Origin of the sequence: Shewanella sp. GD03713 (assembly GCF_029843705.1) — a bacterium.
Taxonomy (GTDB): domain Bacteria; phylum Pseudomonadota; class Gammaproteobacteria; order Enterobacterales; family Shewanellaceae; genus Shewanella.
In genome coordinates this window covers 4,793,842-4,813,703 of sequence record NZ_JAOCIW010000001.1, presented here as the reverse complement: position 1 = coordinate 4,813,703, position 19,862 = coordinate 4,793,842, and the positions used below count along the sequence as shown (strand labels likewise).

Genomic DNA, 19,862 nt, shown 5'->3' with positions numbered 1-19,862 from the left:
CTTAGTTTTTTAAGGAGAACGGGATGGCAGCCATGACAGTACAGCTTGATATAGTAAGCGCAGAGAGCAGCATCTTCTCAGGTCGCGTAGCTAGCCTACAAGTGACCGGTTCTGAAGGTGAGTTGGGCATCATGCATGGCCACGCTCCACTGTTAAGCTATATCAAACCTGGCATGGCGCGCATCGTCAAACAAGACGGCAGCGAAGAAGTGTTTTATCTTTCTGGTGGTTTACTGGAAGTACAACCTTCTTCTGTTTCTGTGTTGGCTGATGTGGTTATGCGTGCCAAAGATATTGATGAGCAGGCAGCATTAGAAGCCAAGCGTCGTGCAGAAGCCCATATGGCGACTGCGGGTGCGGACTTCAATTATGACGCCGCTATGGTTGAGTTAGCGAAAGCAATGGCTCAACTACGTGTTGTTGAAACCATCAAGAAAAACATTGCCAGATAAAGGTTATTGTTTGTGATAAAAGGCGGTTATCGAAAGATACCCGCCTTTTTTGTTGGTTTTTTCGCTGCATTTTGAGTTCTGCCTTTCGCTTTGCTGCGCCTTTCCGTTAAAATTGCGCCATTAAATCGAGCTCAGTTTATCCCTTTGGGATGTTAATCAAGGATATGGCAATGGCATTAAATGTAGTTATCTTAGCGGCAGGAAAAGGAACTCGCATGCGCTCGGATCTTCCCAAGGTATTACATCCTATCGCCCACAAGAGCATGGTGCAGCATGTTATCGATACCGCCCACTGCATCGGCAGCGATGCCATTCAACTAGTGTACGGCTATGGCGCCGACAAATTAAAATCCGCACTGGGTGAGCAGCAGTTAAATTGGATGTTGCAAGCCGAGCAGTTAGGTACAGGCCATGCGGTCGCTCAGGCGATTCCCAATATCGATGATAATGACACTGTGCTGATCCTTTACGGTGATGTGCCGTTAATCCAAGCTTCAACCCTCGAAGCTCTGCTTGCCGCGCGTCCTGATCAGGGCGTGGCGATTTTAACCGTCAATCTAACCAATCCAACTGGCTATGGCCGCATCGTGCGCGAGCAAGGTAAGGTTGTTGGTATCGTCGAGCAAAAGGATGCCAATGCTGAGCAGTTAGCCATCAATGAAATCAATACCGGCATTATGGCGGTGCCTGGTAAGGCATTAAAAACCTGGCTTGGCCGCCTATCGAATAACAATGCTCAGGGCGAATACTACCTGACTGATATTATCGCCATGGCTCACGCCGATGGCGTTGAGATTAATACCGCTCAGCCACAATCAGCCATTGAGGTGGAAGGCGCCAATAACCGCGTGCAGCTTGCACAACTCGAGCGCGCTTATCAGGCCCGTGAAGCCGAAAAATTAATGATTGCTGGGGCTAATCTACGTGACCCAAGCCGTATCGATATCCGTGGCGAAGTGACTGTGGGTATGGATGTGATGGTCGATGTGAACGTTATTTTCGAAGGTAATGTGGTGATTGGCAATAACGTTAGCATCGGCGCTGGCGCGATTCTTATCGATTGTGAAATTGCCGATAACGCTGAGATCAAACCTTACTCTATTATCGAAGGCGCTAAGCTAGGCGTTGCCGCCAGTGCGGGGCCTTTTGCTCGTTTACGCCCAGGAGCAGAGTTAATGCAAGATGCCCATATCGGCAACTTTGTTGAGATGAAAAAAGCTGTTTTAGGTGTGGGTTCTAAGGCGGGTCACTTAGCCTATTTAGGCGATGCGCAAATCGGTGCGGGTGTGAATATTGGTGCTGGCACTATTACCTGTAATTACGATGGTGCCAATAAACACTTAACCGTGATTGAAGATAATGTGTTTGTGGGGAGTGATACTCAGCTGGTGGCGCCAGTGACCATTGGTAAAGGCGCGACGCTCGGTGCGGGGTCAACAATTACCCGTGACGTGGGTGAGGATGAGCTAGTGATCACCCGTGTTAAGCAAAAACATCTAACTGGCTGGCAACGTCCGGTAAAGATTAAGAAATAACGGCGCTGTACCCAGTAAACATAAAGCGGCTTATTGCCGCTTTATGACTTTTTTGTCAAAGCTAAAAATCCCTATCAAATAAAAATCAGCTAAATTAATGTTCAATTAAGACTGTGATGTTATGGCTAATTCATTGTTTTTATTCAAAGTTGATCCAAGTCACGCTAGATTGTAAATTCGTGTAAAGATAGTTAAATAAAAACAATTCTTATTTATATTGCCTGCAATTCTAAGACGAAAGGTCTACTTGAGGTGTTGGCAATGGTATTTAAATATTCAGTGGTTGGTTTGGCCGTAGGGTCTGCATTAATGGCGATGCCTGTTATGGCTGAAGCGCCAAATGATGAGAACATTGAGCGCATTAATGTGACTGGCCGTACGTTTAACGACTATAAAGTCGGCAGTGCATCCGGTGCTATGCGTGGTGATATCGATTTAATGGATACACCACAATCTGTAAATGTTATCCCCGACTTTGTGACCGATGAGCAATTAGCGACTAACCTTGCGGAAGTCTTAGTTAATGACTCGAGCGTAACGGCGGGAACCACTCGCTGGAACCGCCAAGTCTTTAGTATTCGTGGTTTTGAATTAGATTCAGGCAACGGTTATCTGATCAACGGCCACCAGCAATGGTCTCACTACGTTCAACCTATCGAAACTCTGCAACAAGTCGAAGTGCTGAAAGGCCCTTCGAGCATGTTGTATGGCCAATCTGGACCTGGCGGTTTGGTGAATATGGTCACCAAGAAACCCACCTACGATTCTATGCTCAACTTAGGGTTTGATACCGACGGTTACGGCTCTACCCGCGCACAGTTAGATGCTGGTGGCAGCTTAAACGAGGCGCAGAGCATTCGTTACCGCGGTGTGTTAGTCAAACAAGACACTAAATACTGGCGTGAATATTCAACGACCGATGAAAACCAAGAGCGTGATCGTTGGTTAGGTTATTTGAACCTAGAATTTGATATCAGTGATGATTTGTTATTGTCACTGAAATACGACCATACCCAAGATAAAACCGGTATCGATGCTGGCAGTTGGTTAGATAAGCAAGGCAATGTTGTCGGCCAGCGTAAAACCATCTGGGATGCGCCTTGGGCCTTTACCGATAACACGGTTTCAAACTTAGGTGCCGATTTAACTTGGCATATGAATGACGATTGGAAAGTTAAACTGGGTTATAACGATCAACAGTTTAATCGCCAGCGTTTCGATTCTGCACCGCAATATAATGAAGATCCATTCACCTCGGGATACAGTATTAGGCCATTCGATCGTTACGATGATTGGCAACATAAAACCGCTTATGTCGATTTTACGGGTGAGTTTGCATTGGCGGGTATGGAGCATCAGTTGCTGATCGGCGCTAACTATCTCGATTATTTCTACCAGCAACAAATCGCTCGTGGCGCAGCTCAAACCGTTATTCCTGGTCAGCCGGTGATTCAGCCGGATCTTGATTACCATACAGGTAAAAAAGGTACTCCAAGTGAATACAAATACTATGGTTTCTATCTGCAAGATTTAATGACCATCAATGAACAATGGAAGTTGCTCGCAGGGGTTCGTTATGACGAACAGAAAAAAGATGGCGAAGGTGAAAACAGTTATGCCGTATCGCCTAAATTTGGGGTGATCTACTCACCTACAGATAACGGCAGTGTTTATGTTAACTACTCAAAAAGCTTCACCCCGCAAGGTGCGGTGAATAATGAATACGATATCAATAATAAACTTAACCTAAAGCCTGAATACGGCATTCAATATGAAGTGGGAACAAAGTGGGAACTGTTTGACGACAGCTTGCTATTAACGGCAGCGGTATTTGATATCACACTTGAAAACATTACTATTTCAGAAAAATTGCCTACACCTATCGGTGATTTCACTGATATCACCACCCAAGGCGGAGAGCAAAAGCACCGCGGCTTTGAAGTAGGTGCCCAAGGTAAGCTAGGCGATAGCTGGTTTGTGACTTCATCTATGATGTACCTCGATGCTGAGTATCAAACGGGTGATGAGCGCGAAGGTAAAACTCCTATCGATGCCCCTGAATGGTCGGCTAATATCTGGACTCGTTATGAAGTAACCGATAACTTTGCAATGAACTTCGGTGCTATCTATGTTGGCGAGCGTTTTGCAAACGTGGATAACACTATCAGTAAAGACGGTTATGTCCGCTTCGATATCGGTGCTGCCTACACTATGGATATTATTGGTAAAGATGTAAGCATCCGCGCGAACGTGAGAAACCTGTTTGATACCGATTATATTGATGGCGGACAATACAATATGGTGACTCTAGGCCAAGACCGTAACTTCAGCGTGGCACTTGAAGCTAAGTTCTAACTTCACTTTCTATGCTTAAGTTTTAGCTCCCTTAAAGCAGTTCACCGATAGGTGGACTGCTTTTTTATTGCTTTTCATTAGGTTAATTTTAAAAACTCATCTATTTCATCACTTTCATTCCAAAAACACCTTTCGAATACTAGTAAAAATGTTTCGTTTCTCTATAATGTAACTTTCGAACCGAAAGTTAACTGAAAGGTTTTATGAATAAACGAAACACACAGCAACGACGCCACAGTATTATCAGCATTCTGAATGAACAGGGTGAAGTGAGTGTCGATGAGTTGTCATTACGTTTCGAAACCTCAGAAGTGACTATTCGTAAAGACTTGGCCGAACTTGAAAAAACCGGATTACTGCTGCGCCGCTATGGCGGTGCTGTGGCTATACCTGATGAAGTCACGCAACAGTTTTCTGCCAAGATTGCCCCTAATAAGTTATCCATTGCTAAAGCAGCGGCGCAGCTGATCAAAGATCACAATCGCATCATCATCGACAGTGGCACCACCACTTCTGGCCTGATCGCCGAGCTGAATCACAAGCGTGGGCTGGTGGTCATGACCAATGCCTTACATTTGGCTAATGCGATTCATGAGCTTGAAAATGAGCCCACCCTATTGATGACTGGCGGAACCTGGGATCCGCATTCAGAGTCGTTCCAGGGGCAAGTGGCCGAGCAAGTATTACGCTCCTATAACTTCGACCAACTCTTTATCGGTGCTGACGGTATCGATTTAGCGCGCGGCACCACCACCTTTAATGAGCTGACGGGGTTAAGTAAGGTGATGGCAGAGGTTTCCCGCGAAGTGATCGTTATGGTGGATTCGGACAAAATTGGTAAGCGGATCCCTAACTTAGAACTACCTTGGTCGCAAATCAGCGTACTAGTTACCGATGCTCGCATCGAAGAGAGCGCCCTTAACCAAATTACCGAGCAAGGCGTGAAAGTCATCTTAGCGCCCTACTCGTCTTAGGCATTTGCCCGTGATAAGCCAAAGCAAATGTCTCAAACAACTTCATTTTTATTTTTCATTTTATAGGTAAAAACTATGTGCGGAATCGTTGGCGCAGTGGCGCAAAGGGATGTGGCCGAAATTCTGGTCGAAGGTTTACGTCGTTTAGAATATCGTGGATATGACTCCGCTGGTGTTGCCGTTATCCACAATGGCGAACTTAATCGTACTCGTCGCGTGGGTAAAGTGCAGGAGCTCTCTGCCGCTCTCGAAACCGACCCGTTAGCGGGGGGCACTGGTATTGCACATACTCGTTGGGCTACCCATGGTGAGCCAAGCGAGCGCAATGCTCACCCACATTTATCTGAAGGCGATATTGCCGTGGTGCACAATGGCATTATCGAAAACCATCATAAACTGCGCGAAATGCTAAAAGAGCTGGGCTATCACTTCAGCTCTGATACCGACACCGAAGTGATTTGCCACTTAGTTCATCACGAATTAAAAACGCACGACACCTTACTGGCCGCTGTGCAAGCCACAGTTAAACAACTCGAAGGCGCTTATGGCACTGTGGTTATCGACCGCCGCGATAGCGAGCGTATGGTCGTTGCGCGCTCAGGCAGCCCATTAGTGATTGGTTTTGGTTTAGGTGAAAACTTCGTTGCATCTGACCAATTGGCGCTGCTGCCTGTGACCCGTTCTTTCGCGTTTTTAGAAGAAGGTGACGTGGCAGAAGTGACTCGTCGCACCGTGAGCATTTTCGATGTGCATGGCAATAAAGTTGAGCGCGAAGTTAAAGAATCAGAAATCACCCATGATGCCGGCGACAAAGGTGAATATCGCCACTATATGCTCAAAGAGATTTATGAGCAGCCATTGGCACTGACGCGCACTATCGAAGGTCGCATTGCTAACAAGCAAGTGCTCGACACGGCTTTTGGTGATAACGCCGCAGAGTTTTTAAAAGATATTAAACACGTACAGATTATTGCCTGTGGTACTAGTTATCATGCGGGGATGGCGGCGCGTTATTGGTTAGAGGATTGGGCTGGCGTTTCATGTAATGTCGAAATCGCCTCCGAATTCCGCTACCGCAAGTCGCATTTGTTCCCTAACAGCCTGTTGGTGACCATTTCTCAATCCGGCGAGACTGCCGATACGCTGGCGGCGATGCGCCTAGCCAAAGAAATGGGCTACAAGGCGACGCTAACTATCTGTAACGCACCTGGCTCTTCCTTAGTCCGTGAGTCTGACATGGCATACATGATGAAAGCGGGTGCTGAGATTGGCGTTGCCTCTACCAAAGCCTTTACTGTGCAGTTGGCTGGTTTGTTAATGCTGACGGCGGTGATCGGTCGCCATAATGGCATGTCGGAGCAAATGCAGGCGGAGATCACTCAAAGCCTACAGTCTATGCCAGCCAAAGTGGAACAAGCATTGAGCTTAGATGATGCGATTGCTGAATTGGCGGAAGATTTTGCCGACAAACACCATGCGCTATTCCTTGGCCGTGGCGATCAGTATCCGATTGCGATGGAAGGTGCGCTGAAACTTAAAGAGATCTCTTATATCCATGCTGAGGCGTATGCCTCTGGCGAGCTGAAACATGGCCCACTGGCGTTGATTGATGCCGACATGCCCGTCATCGTAGTCGCGCCAAACAACGAACTGTTAGAAAAGCTGAAATCTAACGTTGAAGAAGTGCGTGCCCGTGGTGGTTTAATGTATGTCTTTGCCGATGTGGATGCTGAGTTTGAATCTGACGAGACCATGAAGGTTATCCCAGTTCCACACTGCGATATCTTTATGGCACCGCTGATTTACACTATCCCATTACAGTTGCTGTCGTATCACGTTGCCTTAATTAAGGGCACGGATGTGGATCAACCGCGAAACCTCGCTAAATCGGTGACGGTGGAATAAATCGGAAGTCATAAAAAACCGCCTGAATGGCGGTTTTTTATTGGGGCTTTATTAGAGTATATGCTGGTGGCTAAGTGTGTTAAGCCGTTATAGCATTAAGTGCGTTTTGCTTTTTTTCTTCGAAACGCTTCCACACTTTATCGTGGAAATAAAACACTACCGTGTTTATTGCGGGTTCAACTAAGGCAACGGCACCACCTACCAAAACACTACCGGTTAATAAATAGGTAACGGTGAAGGCGACGCTGAAATGTAATACGGCAAAAGTAAATGTCTTGGTCATGATCTTATCCTCTAATGTAAGCCCCAATTGGGAATGGTTAGATGATAACAGTTCTCATTAAAATTTAAACCCGTATTTTGAGATTAGTTTAAACGGTTTTTTCTATCTATAAGCGCTAAAAAATATAAAGCCCTCAAATGAGGGCTTTATATGACAATCAGCTTCGATTAGTAATGCCAAGGAAACGCTGAAAAGTCCTGATCGCGTTTTTCGAGGAAAGCATCGCGCCCTTCCTGAGCTTCTGCGCTGGCATAGGCTAAGCGTGTCGCTTCACCCGCAAACAGTTGCTGACCGACCATGCCATCGTCTGTCATGTTAAAGCCGTACTTCAACATACGCATCGCTGTTGGCGATTTGGAGTTAATCTCTTTGGCCCATCTTAATGCTTCGACTTCGAGTTCTGCATGGGGAACCGATTTATTGACCATTCCCATGGCAAAGGCTTCATCGGCACTGTAGTTAAAGCCGCAGAAGAAAATTTCTCGCGCGCGCTTTTGGCCAATCATTTTGGCAAGATAAGCACTACCATAGCCAGAATCGAAACTCGCGACATCGGGATCGGTTTGTTTGAAGACGGCGTGTTCCTTCGAGGCTAAGGTTAAGTCGCAGACAACGTGTAAACTATGGCCGCCACCCACCGCCCAACCCGGCACGACGGCGATCACCACCTTAGGCATAAAGCGGATCAATCGTTGGACTTCGAGGATATGTAAACGCCCCATTCTGGCTAAATCGGCTTTGCCTTCTTCTGCGCCTTCATATTTATAACCATCTTTGCCGCGAATACGTTGATCGCCACCGGAGGAAAACGAATATTGTCCTTTGGCGGAGGGGCCATTGCCTGTGAGTAACACACAACCTACATCGGACCATTGGCGAGCGTGATCGAGGGCGATATACAACTCGTCGACCGTCTTTGGGCGGAAGGCATTGAGGCAATCTGGACGGTTGATGGCGATACGCACTGTGCCGTGGGCTTTGGCTCTATGGTAAGTGATATCGTCGAAATTAAATCCGCTGACTTCATCCCACAGTGCGGGATCAAAAATATCTGATACTGGTTTAGTCATGATACAAGGCCTATGTAATTGAAGTTCAAAGGCTAGGCGGAATCATGTCTTTGGTCAATCGCCTAAGCGTCATGCTTAGTGATGGGCTGCAAAATTCCGTTTGCCTGTAAGTGGGATTAGAGGTTATCGCAGATAAAAAACAGGTTATCTCGGCTAAAAATGGGGTGCTCGGGCGCTTTAGTGCCGCAATAGCTGTCTTTAAAATCGGCAATGCCGTCTTCGGTAAGTGGGATTTTATTAAATTCTTCGACTTCAGGAGCCGATAGTCGCTCCAAAATCTCTTTTCGAGCCTTAGTGCGTTTCTGATCGATCTTAATAATTTGGGTGCCCGTCATCGAACCCATTTTATTTTCTATCTTCTGAACCATTTCCTCTGTTTTAGCTATAGGTGCATCTAATTTGTCTGTTTCGGTGTATAAGTAATATAATGCACCACACAGGAGCGCTAATATGATCCAACCTTTCATCTTTTAGTCCAACATAAGTGAATAACCATTAATAATATGGGTATAATAAGCCAGTTTTCGTCCAATATTAAAGCAGTAAAAGGCTGTCACGATGAACGCAGAATCTAATAACAAGGACTATTCGAAAACCAATCGAATTAAGATTCACCAGCCAGATGAAAATAAGGCTGATCGCTTTAACCCCCGCAACCGGATTTATGTCCGGGCAATCGATGGATTATGGAGTAGCGTACGCCGCCGTATGGGTTGGGTCGCAATGCTCTTCTTCCTTATTCTGCCGTGGATCCCTTGGGGAGATCGTCAAGCCGTTTGGTTCAATCTGGGCGAGCAGAAGTTTCATGTCTTTGGCCTCACCATTTGGCCTCAGGATCTCACCTTACTCGCGGCTCTCTTTATGATAGCTGCCTTTGCACTGTTTTTCGTCACAACCTATCTTGGCCGCGTTTGGTGTGGTTATACCTGCCCGCAAACCGTGTGGACGTTTATGTTCATTTGGTTCGAGGAAAAACTCGAAGGTGCACGTAATAAACGCATCAAGCTAGATCAAATGCCATGGAACTTTGACAAACTTTGGCGCAAGACGGCAAAACACACTGCGTGGATTTTATTGTCGCTGCTCACAGCCATGACCTTCGTGTCTTATTTTGTGCCGAGCCGCGAAGTGTATGTCGATGTCTTTACCCTTAACGCATCAGGCGCAATCTACTTCTGGGTGGTGTTTTTTACCTTCGCAACATACGGTAATGCGGGTTGGATGCGTGAAATTATGTGTATCCATATGTGCCCCTATGCCCGTTTCCAATCGGCGATGTTTGATAAAAACACTTATATCGTAGGTTACGATGCAAAACGCGGTGAGACCCGCGGCCCGCGCTCACGCAAAGCCGACCCGAAAGAAATGGGATTAGGCGACTGCATCGACTGCGACCTCTGTGTCCAGGTTTGCCCAACGGGTATCGACATTCGTAACGGCTTGCAATACGAATGTATTAACTGCGGCGCCTGTATCGACGCTTGTGATCAAACCATGGAGCGGATGGGATATCCTCTGGGGCTGATTAGCTATACCACAGAGAATAAACTCGAAGGTATCAAAGAGAAGGTATTGCGTCCTAAGCTGGTGGGCTATGGCGTGGTGTTGGCTGCCATGATCCTGATCTTTATCTACGCGAGCGCGACGATTGCACCCGTGCGTATGGATATCATCCGCGACCGTAACCAACTTTATAGGGAAAACAATCAAGGGCTGATTGAAAACACCTTCACCCTGAAAATTCTCAATAAGACAGAACAAGCCCATGAATACACCATGAGTGTTGAAGGCCTCAACAACTATAAATGGTATGGACCAACCTCAGTGACGATTGCGGGTGGAGAGGTGTTAACTCTACCTATCAGTGTCGGGGTCGATCCGGTCGAACTTTCGCGCTCAGTGACTAACATCGAGATAAAAGTGAAAACCCATATCGATGGTGAAGAAGTCGAAGTCGAGCAAGAATCGCGTTTCTTCAGTCCGTAGTAAGTTTTTTGTTAAGTAAATGCATTCAAAAAGGGGCTGTTTAGCCCCTTTTTTATTCATATTGCTGGATATCTAGGCGTCTAGATGATTAATCGAAACTTTCTGTCAAAAAGCCCTTGCGTAAAAAGTTCTGCTGCCTATAATGCGCATCCACTGACACGGCAGACAGCGAAAGCAACCGCGGTGACAGTGCGAATCGAATGCAAAATGTGCAGTTGGTTCGAAAGCCTCAAGAAGTTTGCAAAAACGCCTTGACGCGACAGGGGAAATGCGTAGAATACGCAGCCCTGACCCGCTGAGCGGTAACGCGAAAGCTGAGGTCAAATGCTCTTTAACAATCTAAACAAGAAATCTGTGTGGACACTCACAGGTGTTGAGTTAATCGAAATTACTCTGCCGTTTGGCGAGTAATCAAAATTTAAATCAATGAATGAGTGTTCATAGCAATATGTACAACGACTTATTAAGTTAAGTCGATTCAGAATTCATTGAGTCGAATCTTCGGATTCACAAAACTTTTAATTGAAGAGTTTGATCATGGCTCAGATTGAACGCTGGCGGCAGGCCTAACACATGCAAGTCGAGCGGCAGCACAAGGGAGTTTACTCCTGAGGTGGCGAGCGGCGGACGGGTGAGTAATGCCTAGGGATCTGCCCAGTCGAGGGGGATAACAGTTGGAAACGACTGCTAATACCGCATACGCCCTACGGGGGAAAGAGGGGGACTTTCGGGCCTCTCGCGATTGGATGAACCTAGGTGGGATTAGCTAGTTGGTGAGGTAATGGCTCACCAAGGCGACGATCCCTAGCTGTTCTGAGAGGATGATCAGCCACACTGGGACTGAGACACGGCCCAGACTCCTACGGGAGGCAGCAGTGGGGAATATTGCACAATGGGGGAAACCCTGATGCAGCCATGCCGCGTGTGTGAAGAAGGCCTTCGGGTTGTAAAGCACTTTCAGTAGGGAGGAAAGGTTGTAAGTTAATACCTTGCAGCTGTGACGTTACCTACAGAAGAAGGACCGGCTAACTCCGTGCCAGCAGCCGCGGTAATACGGAGGGTCCAAGCGTTAATCGGAATTACTGGGCGTAAAGCGTGCGCAGGCGGTTTGTTAAGCGAGATGTGAAAGCCCCGGGCTCAACCTGGGAATTGCATTTCGAACTGGCAAACTAGAGTCTTGTAGAGGGGGGTAGAATTCCAGGTGTAGCGGTGAAATGCGTAGAGATCTGGAGGAATACCGGTGGCGAAGGCGGCCCCCTGGACAAAGACTGACGCTCAGGCACGAAAGCGTGGGGAGCAAACAGGATTAGATACCCTGGTAGTCCACGCCGTAAACGATGTCTACTCGGAGTTTGGTGTCTTGAACACTGGGCTCTCAAGCTAACGCATTAAGTAGACCGCCTGGGGAGTACGGCCGCAAGGTTAAAACTCAAATGAATTGACGGGGGCCCGCACAAGCGGTGGAGCATGTGGTTTAATTCGATGCAACGCGAAGAACCTTACCTACTCTTGACATCCAGAGAATTCGCTAGAGATAGCTTAGTGCCTTCGGGAACTCTGAGACAGGTGCTGCATGGCTGTCGTCAGCTCGTGTTGTGAAATGTTGGGTTAAGTCCCGCAACGAGCGCAACCCCTATCCTTATTTGCCAGCACGTAATGGTGGGAACTCTAGGGAGACTGCCGGTGATAAACCGGAGGAAGGTGGGGACGACGTCAAGTCATCATGGCCCTTACGAGTAGGGCTACACACGTGCTACAATGGCGAGTACAGAGGGTTGCAAAGCCGCGAGGTGGAGCTAATCTCACAAAGCTCGTCGTAGTCCGGATTGGAGTCTGCAACTCGACTCCATGAAGTCGGAATCGCTAGTAATCGTGGATCAGAATGCCACGGTGAATACGTTCCCGGGCCTTGTACACACCGCCCGTCACACCATGGGAGTGGGCTGCAAAAGAAGTGGGTAGCTTAACCTTCGGGAGGGCGCTCACCACTTTGTGGTTCATGACTGGGGTGAAGTCGTAACAAGGTAGCCCTAGGGGAACCTGGGGCTGGATCACCTCCTTACCTATACGACTAACTCGATGTTTGTTGAGTGTTCACACAGATGGCTTGTTGAACTTCTCGAAAGAGGAGGGAGAGCGAAATGCACCGCGAGCCGGTAAGCATTGTTCTTTAACAATTTGGAAAGCTGATAGTAATTAATACAATGATATCTGTCGTTGTGTTAATACGAAAAAAATTGAGTTCTTAAAACACTTTTTAAGTGTCTTGAATATTCAAGTCTAAGGCGAGTCCATCTTCTTGGTCGAAGATGAGACAAGTAAAACCAGCTGGTCGCAACAATTCAAGTGAAACTCATTTGGGTTGTATGGTTAAGCGACTAAGCGTATACGGTGGATGCCTTGGCAGTCAGAGGCGATGAAGGACGTAGTAACTTGCGAAAAGCGTTGGCGAGCTAGTAACAAGCATTTGAGCTAACGATGTCCGAATGGGGGAACCCAGCAGCATAAGCTGTTATCACTACATGAATACATAGTGTAGTGAGGCAAACGAGGGGAACTGAAACATCTAAGTACCCTTAGGAAAAGAAATCAACCGAGATTCCCCTAGTAGCGGCGAGCGAACGGGGATTAGCCCTTAAGTCAGAGGGGTGTTAGTGGAATGGTCTGGAAAGTCCAGCGGCACAGGGTGATAGCCCCGTACACGAAAACTAACCTTTGATGAAAACGAGTAAGGCGGGACACGTGATATCCTGTTTGAATATGGGGGGACCATCCTCCAAGGCTAAATACTCCTGACTGACCGATAGTGAACCAGTACCGTGAGGGAAAGGCGAAAAGAACCCCTGTGAGGGGAGTGAAATAGAACCTGAAACCGTATACGTACAAGCAGTGGGAGCGGTTCTTGAGACCGTGACTGCGTACCTTTTGTATAATGGGTCAGCGACTTACGTTTTGTAGCGAGGTTAAGCGAATAGCGGAGCCGTAGGGAAACCGAGTGTTAACTGCGCGTTTAGTTGCAAGGCGTAGACCCGAAACCCGGTGATCTAGCCATGGGCAGGTTGAAGGTTGAGTAACATCAACTGGAGGACCGAACCGACTAATGTTGAAAAATTAGCGGATGACTTGTGGCTGGGGGTGAAAGGCCAATCAAACCGGGAGATATCTGGTTCTCCTCGAAAGCTATTTAGGTAGCGCCTCGGACGAACACCTTTGGGGGTAGAGCACTGTTAAGGCTAGGGGGTCATCCCGACTTACCAACCCTTTGCAAACTCCGAATACCAAAGAGTGCTATCCGGGAGACAGACGGCGGGTGCTAACGTCCGTCGTCAAAAGGGAAACAACCCAGACCGTCAGCTAAGGTCCCAAAGTGTATGTTAAGTGGGAAACGATGTGGGAAGGCTTAGACAGCTAGGATGTTGGCTTAGAAGCAGCCATCATTTAAAGAAAGCGTAATAGCTCACTAGTCGAGTCGGCCTGCGCGGAAGATGTAACGGGGCTAAACATACCACCGAAGCTACGGGTGCAATCCATTAGGGTTGCGCGGTAGAGGAGCGTTCTGTAAGCCGTTGAAGGTGAAGGGGTAACCCACGCTGGAGGTATCAGAAGTGCGAATGCTGACATGAGTAACGATAAAGGGGGTGAAAAACCCCCTCGCCGAAAGACCAAGGGTTCCTGTCCAACGTTAATCGGGGCAGGGTGAGTCGACCCCTAAGGCGAGGCCGAAAGGCGTAGTCGATGGGAAACAGATTAATATTTCTGTACTTCCGCTAACTGCGATGGAGAGACGGAGAAGGCTAGGCTAGCGCGGCGTTGGTAGTCCGCGTTTAAGGTGGTAGGTGGAACGCTTAGGCAAATCCGGGCGTTCTTAACACTGAGAGCTGATGACGAGTCCCCAAGGGGATGAAGTAGTTGATGCCATGCTTCCAGGAAAATCTTCTAAGCTTCAGGTTAGCGGGAATCGTACCCCAAACCGACACAGGTGGTCGGGTAGAGAATACCAAGGCGCTTGAGAGAACTCGGCTGAAGGAACTAGGCAAAATGGTACCGTAACTTCGGGAGAAGGTACGCTGCTGTTGGTGATGGGACTTGCTCCCTAAGCTGACGGCAGTCGCAGATACCAGGTGGCTGCAACTGTTTATCAAAAACACAGCACTGTGCAAAATCGCAAGATGACGTATACGGTGTGACGCCTGCCCGGTGCCGGAAGGTTAATTGATTGGGTTATCGCAAGAGAAGCTCATGATCGAAGCCCCGGTAAACGGCGGCCGTAACTATAACGGTCCTAAGGTAGCGAAATTCCTTGTCGGGTAAGTTCCGACCTGCACGAATGGCGTAATGATGGCCACGCTGTCTCCAGCCGAGACTCAGTGAAGTTGAAATTGCGGTGAAGATGCCGTATACCCGCGGCTAGACGGAAAGACCCCGTGAACCTTTACTATAGCTTGGCACTGAACATTGACCCTACATGTGTAGGATAGGTGGGAGACTTTGAAGCGGGAACGCTAGTTCTCGTGGAGTCGTCCTTGAAATACCACCCTTGTAGTGTTGATGTTCTAACTTGGGCCCCTAATCGGGGTTAAGGACAGTGCCTGGTGGGTAGTTTGACTGGGGCGGTCTCCTCCCAAAGAGTAACGGAGGAGCACGAAGGTTGGCTAAGTACGGTCGGACATCGTACGGTTAGTGCAATGGCATAAGCCAGCTTAACTGCGAGACAGACACGTCGAGCAGGTACGAAAGTAGGTCATAGTGATCCGGTGGTTCTGAATGGAAGGGCCATCGCTCAACGGATAAAAGGTACTCCGGGGATAACAGGCTGATACCGCCCAAGAGTTCATATCGACGGCGGTGTTTGGCACCTCGATGTCGGCTCATCACATCCTGGGGCTGAAGTCGGTCCCAAGGGTATGGCTGTTCGCCATTTAAAGTGGTACGCGAGCTGGGTTCAGAACGTCGTGAGACAGTTCGGTCCCTATCTGCCGTGGGCGTTGGATGATTGAGGGGAGTTGCTCCTAGTACGAGAGGACCGGAGTGAACGAACCGCTGGTGTTCGGGTTGTCATGCCAATGGCATTGCCCGGTAGCTATGTTCGGAATCGATAACCGCTGAAAGCATCTAAGCGGGAAGCGAGCCCCAAGATGAGTCATCCCTTGGACTTTAAGTCCACTAAAGAGCCGTTCGAGACTAGGACGTTGATAGGTCAGGTGTGTAAGCGTTGTGAGGCGTTGAGCTAACTGATACTAATGACTCGAGAGGCTTAACCATACAACCCAGATGGGTTTTACTAAGTAATCCTTAGACGAATACAAACACTTAAGAAGTGCAACTCAATCCAGCTTTCCGAATTAACTGGAATAAGAATTTATCAACTACATCCATGTAGTTGACCCTAACGGGCCGCGCTAAAGCGCGTTAAAAATTGTTCCAGACAATTTTTTGCTTGGTGACAACAGCATTGTGGTCCCACCTGATCCCATCCCGAACTCAGAAGTGAAACGCAATCGCGCCGATGGTAGTGTGGGGTCTCCCCATGTGAGAGTAGGTCATCGCCAAGCGCCTAATTAAACAATGAAGCCAGCTGAATAAGCTGGCTTTTTTGTTTTTGTGTTTGCCATTTCAAGGTTCAGTTCTTCAAGTTTCTATTGATTATCGATTCCCTGCTCTTATCCCGTAGATTCTATTATTTAGTCTAAAATAGCGGCACTTATGTTAAGTCTTTTTGCTTAGTCATCGGTTTCCCGTTAGCATACGAGGCGTCCATCTCTTTATTGTAGATATTTGGCTACCCATGCTTCGCAAACTCTCGCTCGCCGTATTGATACCTGCATGTATGCTGGCACTGTATTTAGTGTTAGTGACGGCTGAGTATTTTTATGAGAGTGAGTTGGTGCGAAATGAATTAGCCGACCGCCAAGTCAGCCAGATCAAGCAGCAGTTATTACGTATGCAAGCCGTGGTGCAATCGGCGCAAGCGTTACAAGACATCGAACGGATTGAGCAGGAAGTCTCTCTGGCAACCTTAGATATGAACGTTATGGTTTATATCTTACTGGACGCAAATAGTCGGATCCGCTTTGCAAATCATACCGTTTGGCGTGATAGCAATGCCATTGAGGTTATCGATGGATATGATGTAGTTAAGCATCATGCGGTAGTGCAATCCGGTCAGGCGAGCATTTTGGTGAATCCTGAGCGGTTGTCTATTCAAGCTTATTATCCTGTGGAAGCTCAATATCCAGGCGCGACAGAGCTCGTCTATCTCGAGTCGGATTTAGCGCCTCTGGTTGCGAGGGCTTCAACTGAGCAACAACAACGATTTATGCGTGTCTGGGGGCTTGGGGCGCTGCTGTTAATCGGTTTTACCTTCGTTTTATATTATCTGCTGATCCGCCCATTCAAGATGTTGAGTCAATCGGCCAAACACGTTGGAACTCCCGAATTTTCAACTCAAGTGCCTTGGAGCGCGTCCGAGGTTTTATCCCTACAGACAAGTCTGCAGCAGGTTCATGAGCGCTTAGCGCGAGCCGTTAAGCAGCTAAACGACAGTGAGCAACGTTGGTTGTTTGCGGTCGAAGGCTCGCGAAATGGTATATGGGATTGGGATATTCGGACTGGCGAGGTGTTTTTGTCTGATCGCTGGAAGGAAATGATTGGCTATCAGCCCGACGAACTCGAAGGTGCATTCCAGACTTGGGAGAGCCGTTTGCATCCCGATGATAGACAAAGCGTGCTGGACTGTCTGCAGGAATACGTCAGCGGCAAGACAAAAGAATTTGAGAGTGTGCATCGTTTACTGCACCGCGATGGCCATTATGTCTGGGTATTCGACCGTGGCATGTTGGTCGATTGGGATCATCTCGGCCGCCCCACTCGTATGATCGGTATTCATGTGGATGTGTCTGAGAGTGAGCGAAATCATGCCGCTATCGCCGAGTTGGTTAAGCAGTCTGAGTCTGACGATAGAATGCTGCCCGAAGCTTTTATGCAACAGTTATCCCAATATATCAGCCAACGACCCTGCACAGGTCATTGGGGCGCGTTATTGTTACTCAATGTGGAAACTCATACTGTTAGCAATACGCTAACACCCCACGAACTTGATCGCTTGTTGTCGCAACTGAATGCGAGGCTCTCAAGTTATTTTGCTGAAAATATCCTGGTATCCCATATCGAGCTTGGGCGTTTTGCCATTTTGACCAAAGAGTTGGCGGCTGACGCTACGATGGCCGGGCGCAGAGCCTTGGCGTTAGCAACCGAGTTAAGGCACATGACGACGCGTCCATTCCATCAAGGCGAGCAAAGTGTCAGCTTCAATGCCGATATTGGTATTTGTTTATTGGATTCGGTTGAAACCCTCGCTCCCGAAATCGCACTGCGCCGCGCCGAATTGGCGCTGCAACATGCTCATTCGTTCGAGCAGGCCGGTTGTGCCTTCTATCATCCTGATTTAGAACATATTCAAGATCCCGAATTGTCGTTATGCCAGCAATTAAAGCGTGCGATTACAGACAATCAGTTGTCATTGATGTTCCAGCCCGTTGTGGATATGCAAGGGAAGATAGTCGCTGCGGAAGTCTTATCCCGTTGGCATTTAGCCAACGGTGATATTATCCCCGTCGCGAAGTTTATTGGCCTCGCCGAGCGCCATGGTCTGATTGCATCACTCGATTTAAATGTGGCTACGCGCGTTTGCCAGTTGATTAAACAATTTAAACAGCAGGGCATTAGCCTGCCTCGTTTAACTTTGAATATCAGTACTTTATCTTTCTGCCAAGCTGATTTCGTCGAGCAATTAGTTGCCTTAACCCGTCGCTATGAGCTGGATGACAATCAGCTGGGGATTGAGTTAACCGAGAGTGCATTACTAACATCAGCCTCCTTTATTCAGCCGAGGATCAGTCTGCTTGCGGAAGCTGGAATTGCGATAACATTAGATAACTTTGGTGCGGGACAAGGCGCCTTGAGTTGCTTGCGTCACTATCCCTTGAATGAGGTGAAGCTCGATTTACATTGTGCCGCTAACTTAACGACTGATACGAGCTGGGGCCAAGCGCTGATTCAGTCGGTACAAGCCTTTAACTTGTCTATCGTGGCCAAAGGTGTCGAGTCACCACAGCAACAACAACTCTTTAGCCACTTAGGTTGCACCCACTTCCAAGGCTACAATATTGCGCGTGCCTTAAGTGTTAATGACTTTAAACAGCTTGTTTGTCCACGTCCCTTGTTGCGTAGCGTTTAAAAAAGTCGAGCGCGTAATTAAGCGCTTGATTACGGTAGCTATCTTTCTCCATAAAAATCTCATGGGCAGCCCCTGCAATCACCTTTAATTGGCAATTTGAGCTTACCGCCAGATTTTGTGCGGCATTATCGACGATCTTATCTTCACTGGCTTGCAGGATTAGAATAGGCGTACGGATATGTGCTGTGGCCAATACACAGGCATCGGCCGCGTCTAAGGATTCAGTCAACCAGCGGTTAGTGGGTGAGCCTAACTGCAGCTTTGGCGCCGCATCGTACAATTCTCGGTAGGCTTGATAACGACTCTGGCAATGGGTGAGATCATTGCCCTTAAAAGGAGCGGCCTTATAGTTTTGCCCGCTGAGGACATAGTTAGGCTCTCCGCCGTTGAGACTGGCATCGAGTTTACTCGCAAGCCAACGGACAAATCCTTTGGGCATAGGTAACTTAATGCCATACATGGGGGCTGAAAATGCCGCCGCGGTAAACACATCCGGATGTTGTTTGAGATACAAGGTACCGATGGCGCCGCCCATAGAATGCCCGAGCAAGAATAATGGCGAAGTGGCATGTTTGAGTACAACGGTTTGCATAAACAGGGCAAAGTCGTCGATATAGTCGTTGAACCGCCGCACGTGGCCTTGATGGGGATTGGCCGTCATGCGACTCGATAATCCCTGGCCGCGGTGATCAATAGCAAATACCGAATAGCCTTGCTGATACAAATCAAAAACGAGTTCTTGATACTTTAAGTAGGACTCAACCCGGCCACTGCTGATGACTATGCTGGCATGGGCCTTGGGATGCTTGACCATCATATAGGCCAAAGTTAATCCATCGGGCGTTTTGAGTGTGTCTTGGACAACGGTTTGCCAGAAGGCTTGCTGTTCAGAAGTATTTAAATCGTGTTCCGTTGAAAAAGCTACCTTGGAAAACTCTTCCCTTGGAAAGTTTAGGGGCGTTTGGCTCATACTCTGTCGCACATCTCGGGCAAAAAGGTTTGCTAGAGTGTATCAGAGAACTGGGGCGGGCAGGAAAGGGAGCTGGAAAATACCCGCTCCCTTGGG

The 19,862-nt window shown here is 47.9% G+C and carries 11 protein-coding genes and 3 rRNA genes; 10 read left to right on the top strand and 4 right to left on the bottom strand.

Going from position 1 to position 19,862, the window contains the following annotated elements; all coding sequences use genetic code 11:
• The first annotated feature begins 23 nt into the window (after positions 1 to 23).
• From N5E87_RS21010 to glmS, 5 genes are all read left to right on the top strand, one after another.
• Complete coding sequence (locus N5E87_RS21010) at positions 24 to 452, top strand: F0F1 ATP synthase subunit epsilon (protein ID WP_011624645.1); 429 nt, start codon at positions 24 to 26, stop codon at positions 450 to 452.
• 170 nt (positions 453 to 622) lie between these two features.
• Positions 623 to 1,987 carry a bifunctional UDP-N-acetylglucosamine diphosphorylase/glucosamine-1-phosphate N-acetyltransferase GlmU gene (gene glmU, locus N5E87_RS21005; RefSeq protein WP_086903505.1) on the top strand — a complete coding sequence of 455 codons (1,365 nt, stop codon included), beginning with the start codon at positions 623 to 625 and terminating at the stop codon, positions 1,985 to 1,987.
• A gap of 261 nt (positions 1,988 to 2,248) precedes the next feature.
• On the top strand, positions 2,249 to 4,342 hold the full coding sequence (locus N5E87_RS21000) for a TonB-dependent receptor (RefSeq protein WP_279775833.1): 2,094 nt from the start codon (positions 2,249 to 2,251) through the stop codon (positions 4,340 to 4,342).
• 203 nt (positions 4,343 to 4,545) lie between these two features.
• Positions 4,546 to 5,316 carry a DeoR family transcriptional regulator gene (locus N5E87_RS20995; protein WP_086903503.1) on the top strand — a complete coding sequence of 257 codons (771 nt, stop codon included), beginning with the start codon at positions 4,546 to 4,548 and terminating at the stop codon, positions 5,314 to 5,316.
• A gap of 75 nt (positions 5,317 to 5,391) precedes the next feature.
• Positions 5,392 to 7,221 carry a glutamine--fructose-6-phosphate transaminase (isomerizing) gene (glmS, locus tag N5E87_RS20990; RefSeq protein WP_011624641.1) on the top strand — a complete coding sequence of 610 codons (1,830 nt, stop codon included), beginning with the start codon at positions 5,392 to 5,394 and terminating at the stop codon, positions 7,219 to 7,221.
• Between the two features lie 79 nt (positions 7,222 to 7,300).
• On the opposite strand, the gene N5E87_RS20985 is transcribed toward glmS, so the two are convergent.
• From N5E87_RS20985 to N5E87_RS20975, 3 genes are all read right to left on the bottom strand, one after another.
• Positions 7,301 to 7,504 carry a DUF2061 domain-containing protein gene (locus tag N5E87_RS20985; protein ID WP_011627708.1) on the bottom strand — a complete coding sequence of 68 codons (204 nt, stop codon included), beginning with the start codon at positions 7,502 to 7,504 and terminating at the stop codon, positions 7,301 to 7,303.
• Positions 7,505 to 7,671: 167 nt separating this feature from the next.
• Positions 7,672 to 8,574 carry a 1,4-dihydroxy-2-naphthoyl-CoA synthase gene (locus N5E87_RS20980; RefSeq protein ID WP_011627707.1) on the bottom strand — a complete coding sequence of 301 codons (903 nt, stop codon included), beginning with the start codon at positions 8,572 to 8,574 and terminating at the stop codon, positions 7,672 to 7,674.
• Positions 8,575 to 8,690: 116 nt separating this feature from the next.
• Positions 8,691 to 9,041, bottom strand: a complete 351-nt coding sequence (locus tag N5E87_RS20975; protein WP_086903502.1) for a hypothetical protein — start codon at positions 9,039 to 9,041, stop codon at positions 8,691 to 8,693.
• Between the two features lie 91 nt (positions 9,042 to 9,132).
• Between N5E87_RS20975 and ccoG the strand changes: the two genes are divergently transcribed.
• The 5 genes from ccoG to N5E87_RS20950 all read left to right on the top strand — a co-directional run bounded on the left by ccoG (position 9,133) and on the right by N5E87_RS20950 (position 18,796).
• Entirely contained in the window at positions 9,133 to 10,560 is a 1,428-nt protein-coding gene (ccoG, locus tag N5E87_RS20970; RefSeq protein WP_086903501.1) for a cytochrome c oxidase accessory protein CcoG, read from the top strand.
• A 519-nt stretch (positions 10,561 to 11,079) separates the two neighbouring features.
• Positions 11,080 to 12,622: ribosomal RNA gene (locus N5E87_RS20965) — 16S ribosomal RNA — on the top strand.
• Between the two features lie 306 nt (positions 12,623 to 12,928).
• A 23S ribosomal RNA gene (locus tag N5E87_RS20960) occupies positions 12,929 to 15,822 on the top strand.
• Between the two features lie 174 nt (positions 15,823 to 15,996).
• Positions 15,997 to 16,112 (top strand): 5S ribosomal RNA (rrf, locus tag N5E87_RS20955).
• The 16S, 23S and 5S rRNA genes sit together here, the layout of an rRNA operon.
• A 233-nt stretch (positions 16,113 to 16,345) precedes the next feature.
• Positions 16,346 to 18,796 (top strand): EAL domain-containing protein, encoded by a 2,451-nt coding sequence (locus N5E87_RS20950; protein ID WP_086902515.1) that lies wholly within the window; start codon positions 16,346 to 16,348, stop codon positions 18,794 to 18,796.
• Here N5E87_RS20950 and N5E87_RS20945 read toward each other — a convergent pair.
• Positions 18,753 to 19,766, bottom strand: a complete 1,014-nt coding sequence (locus tag N5E87_RS20945) for an alpha/beta fold hydrolase (protein ID WP_011624635.1) — start codon at positions 19,764 to 19,766, stop codon at positions 18,753 to 18,755. The genes N5E87_RS20950 and N5E87_RS20945 overlap by 44 nt on opposite strands.
• Positions 19,767 to 19,862 lie beyond the last annotated feature (96 nt).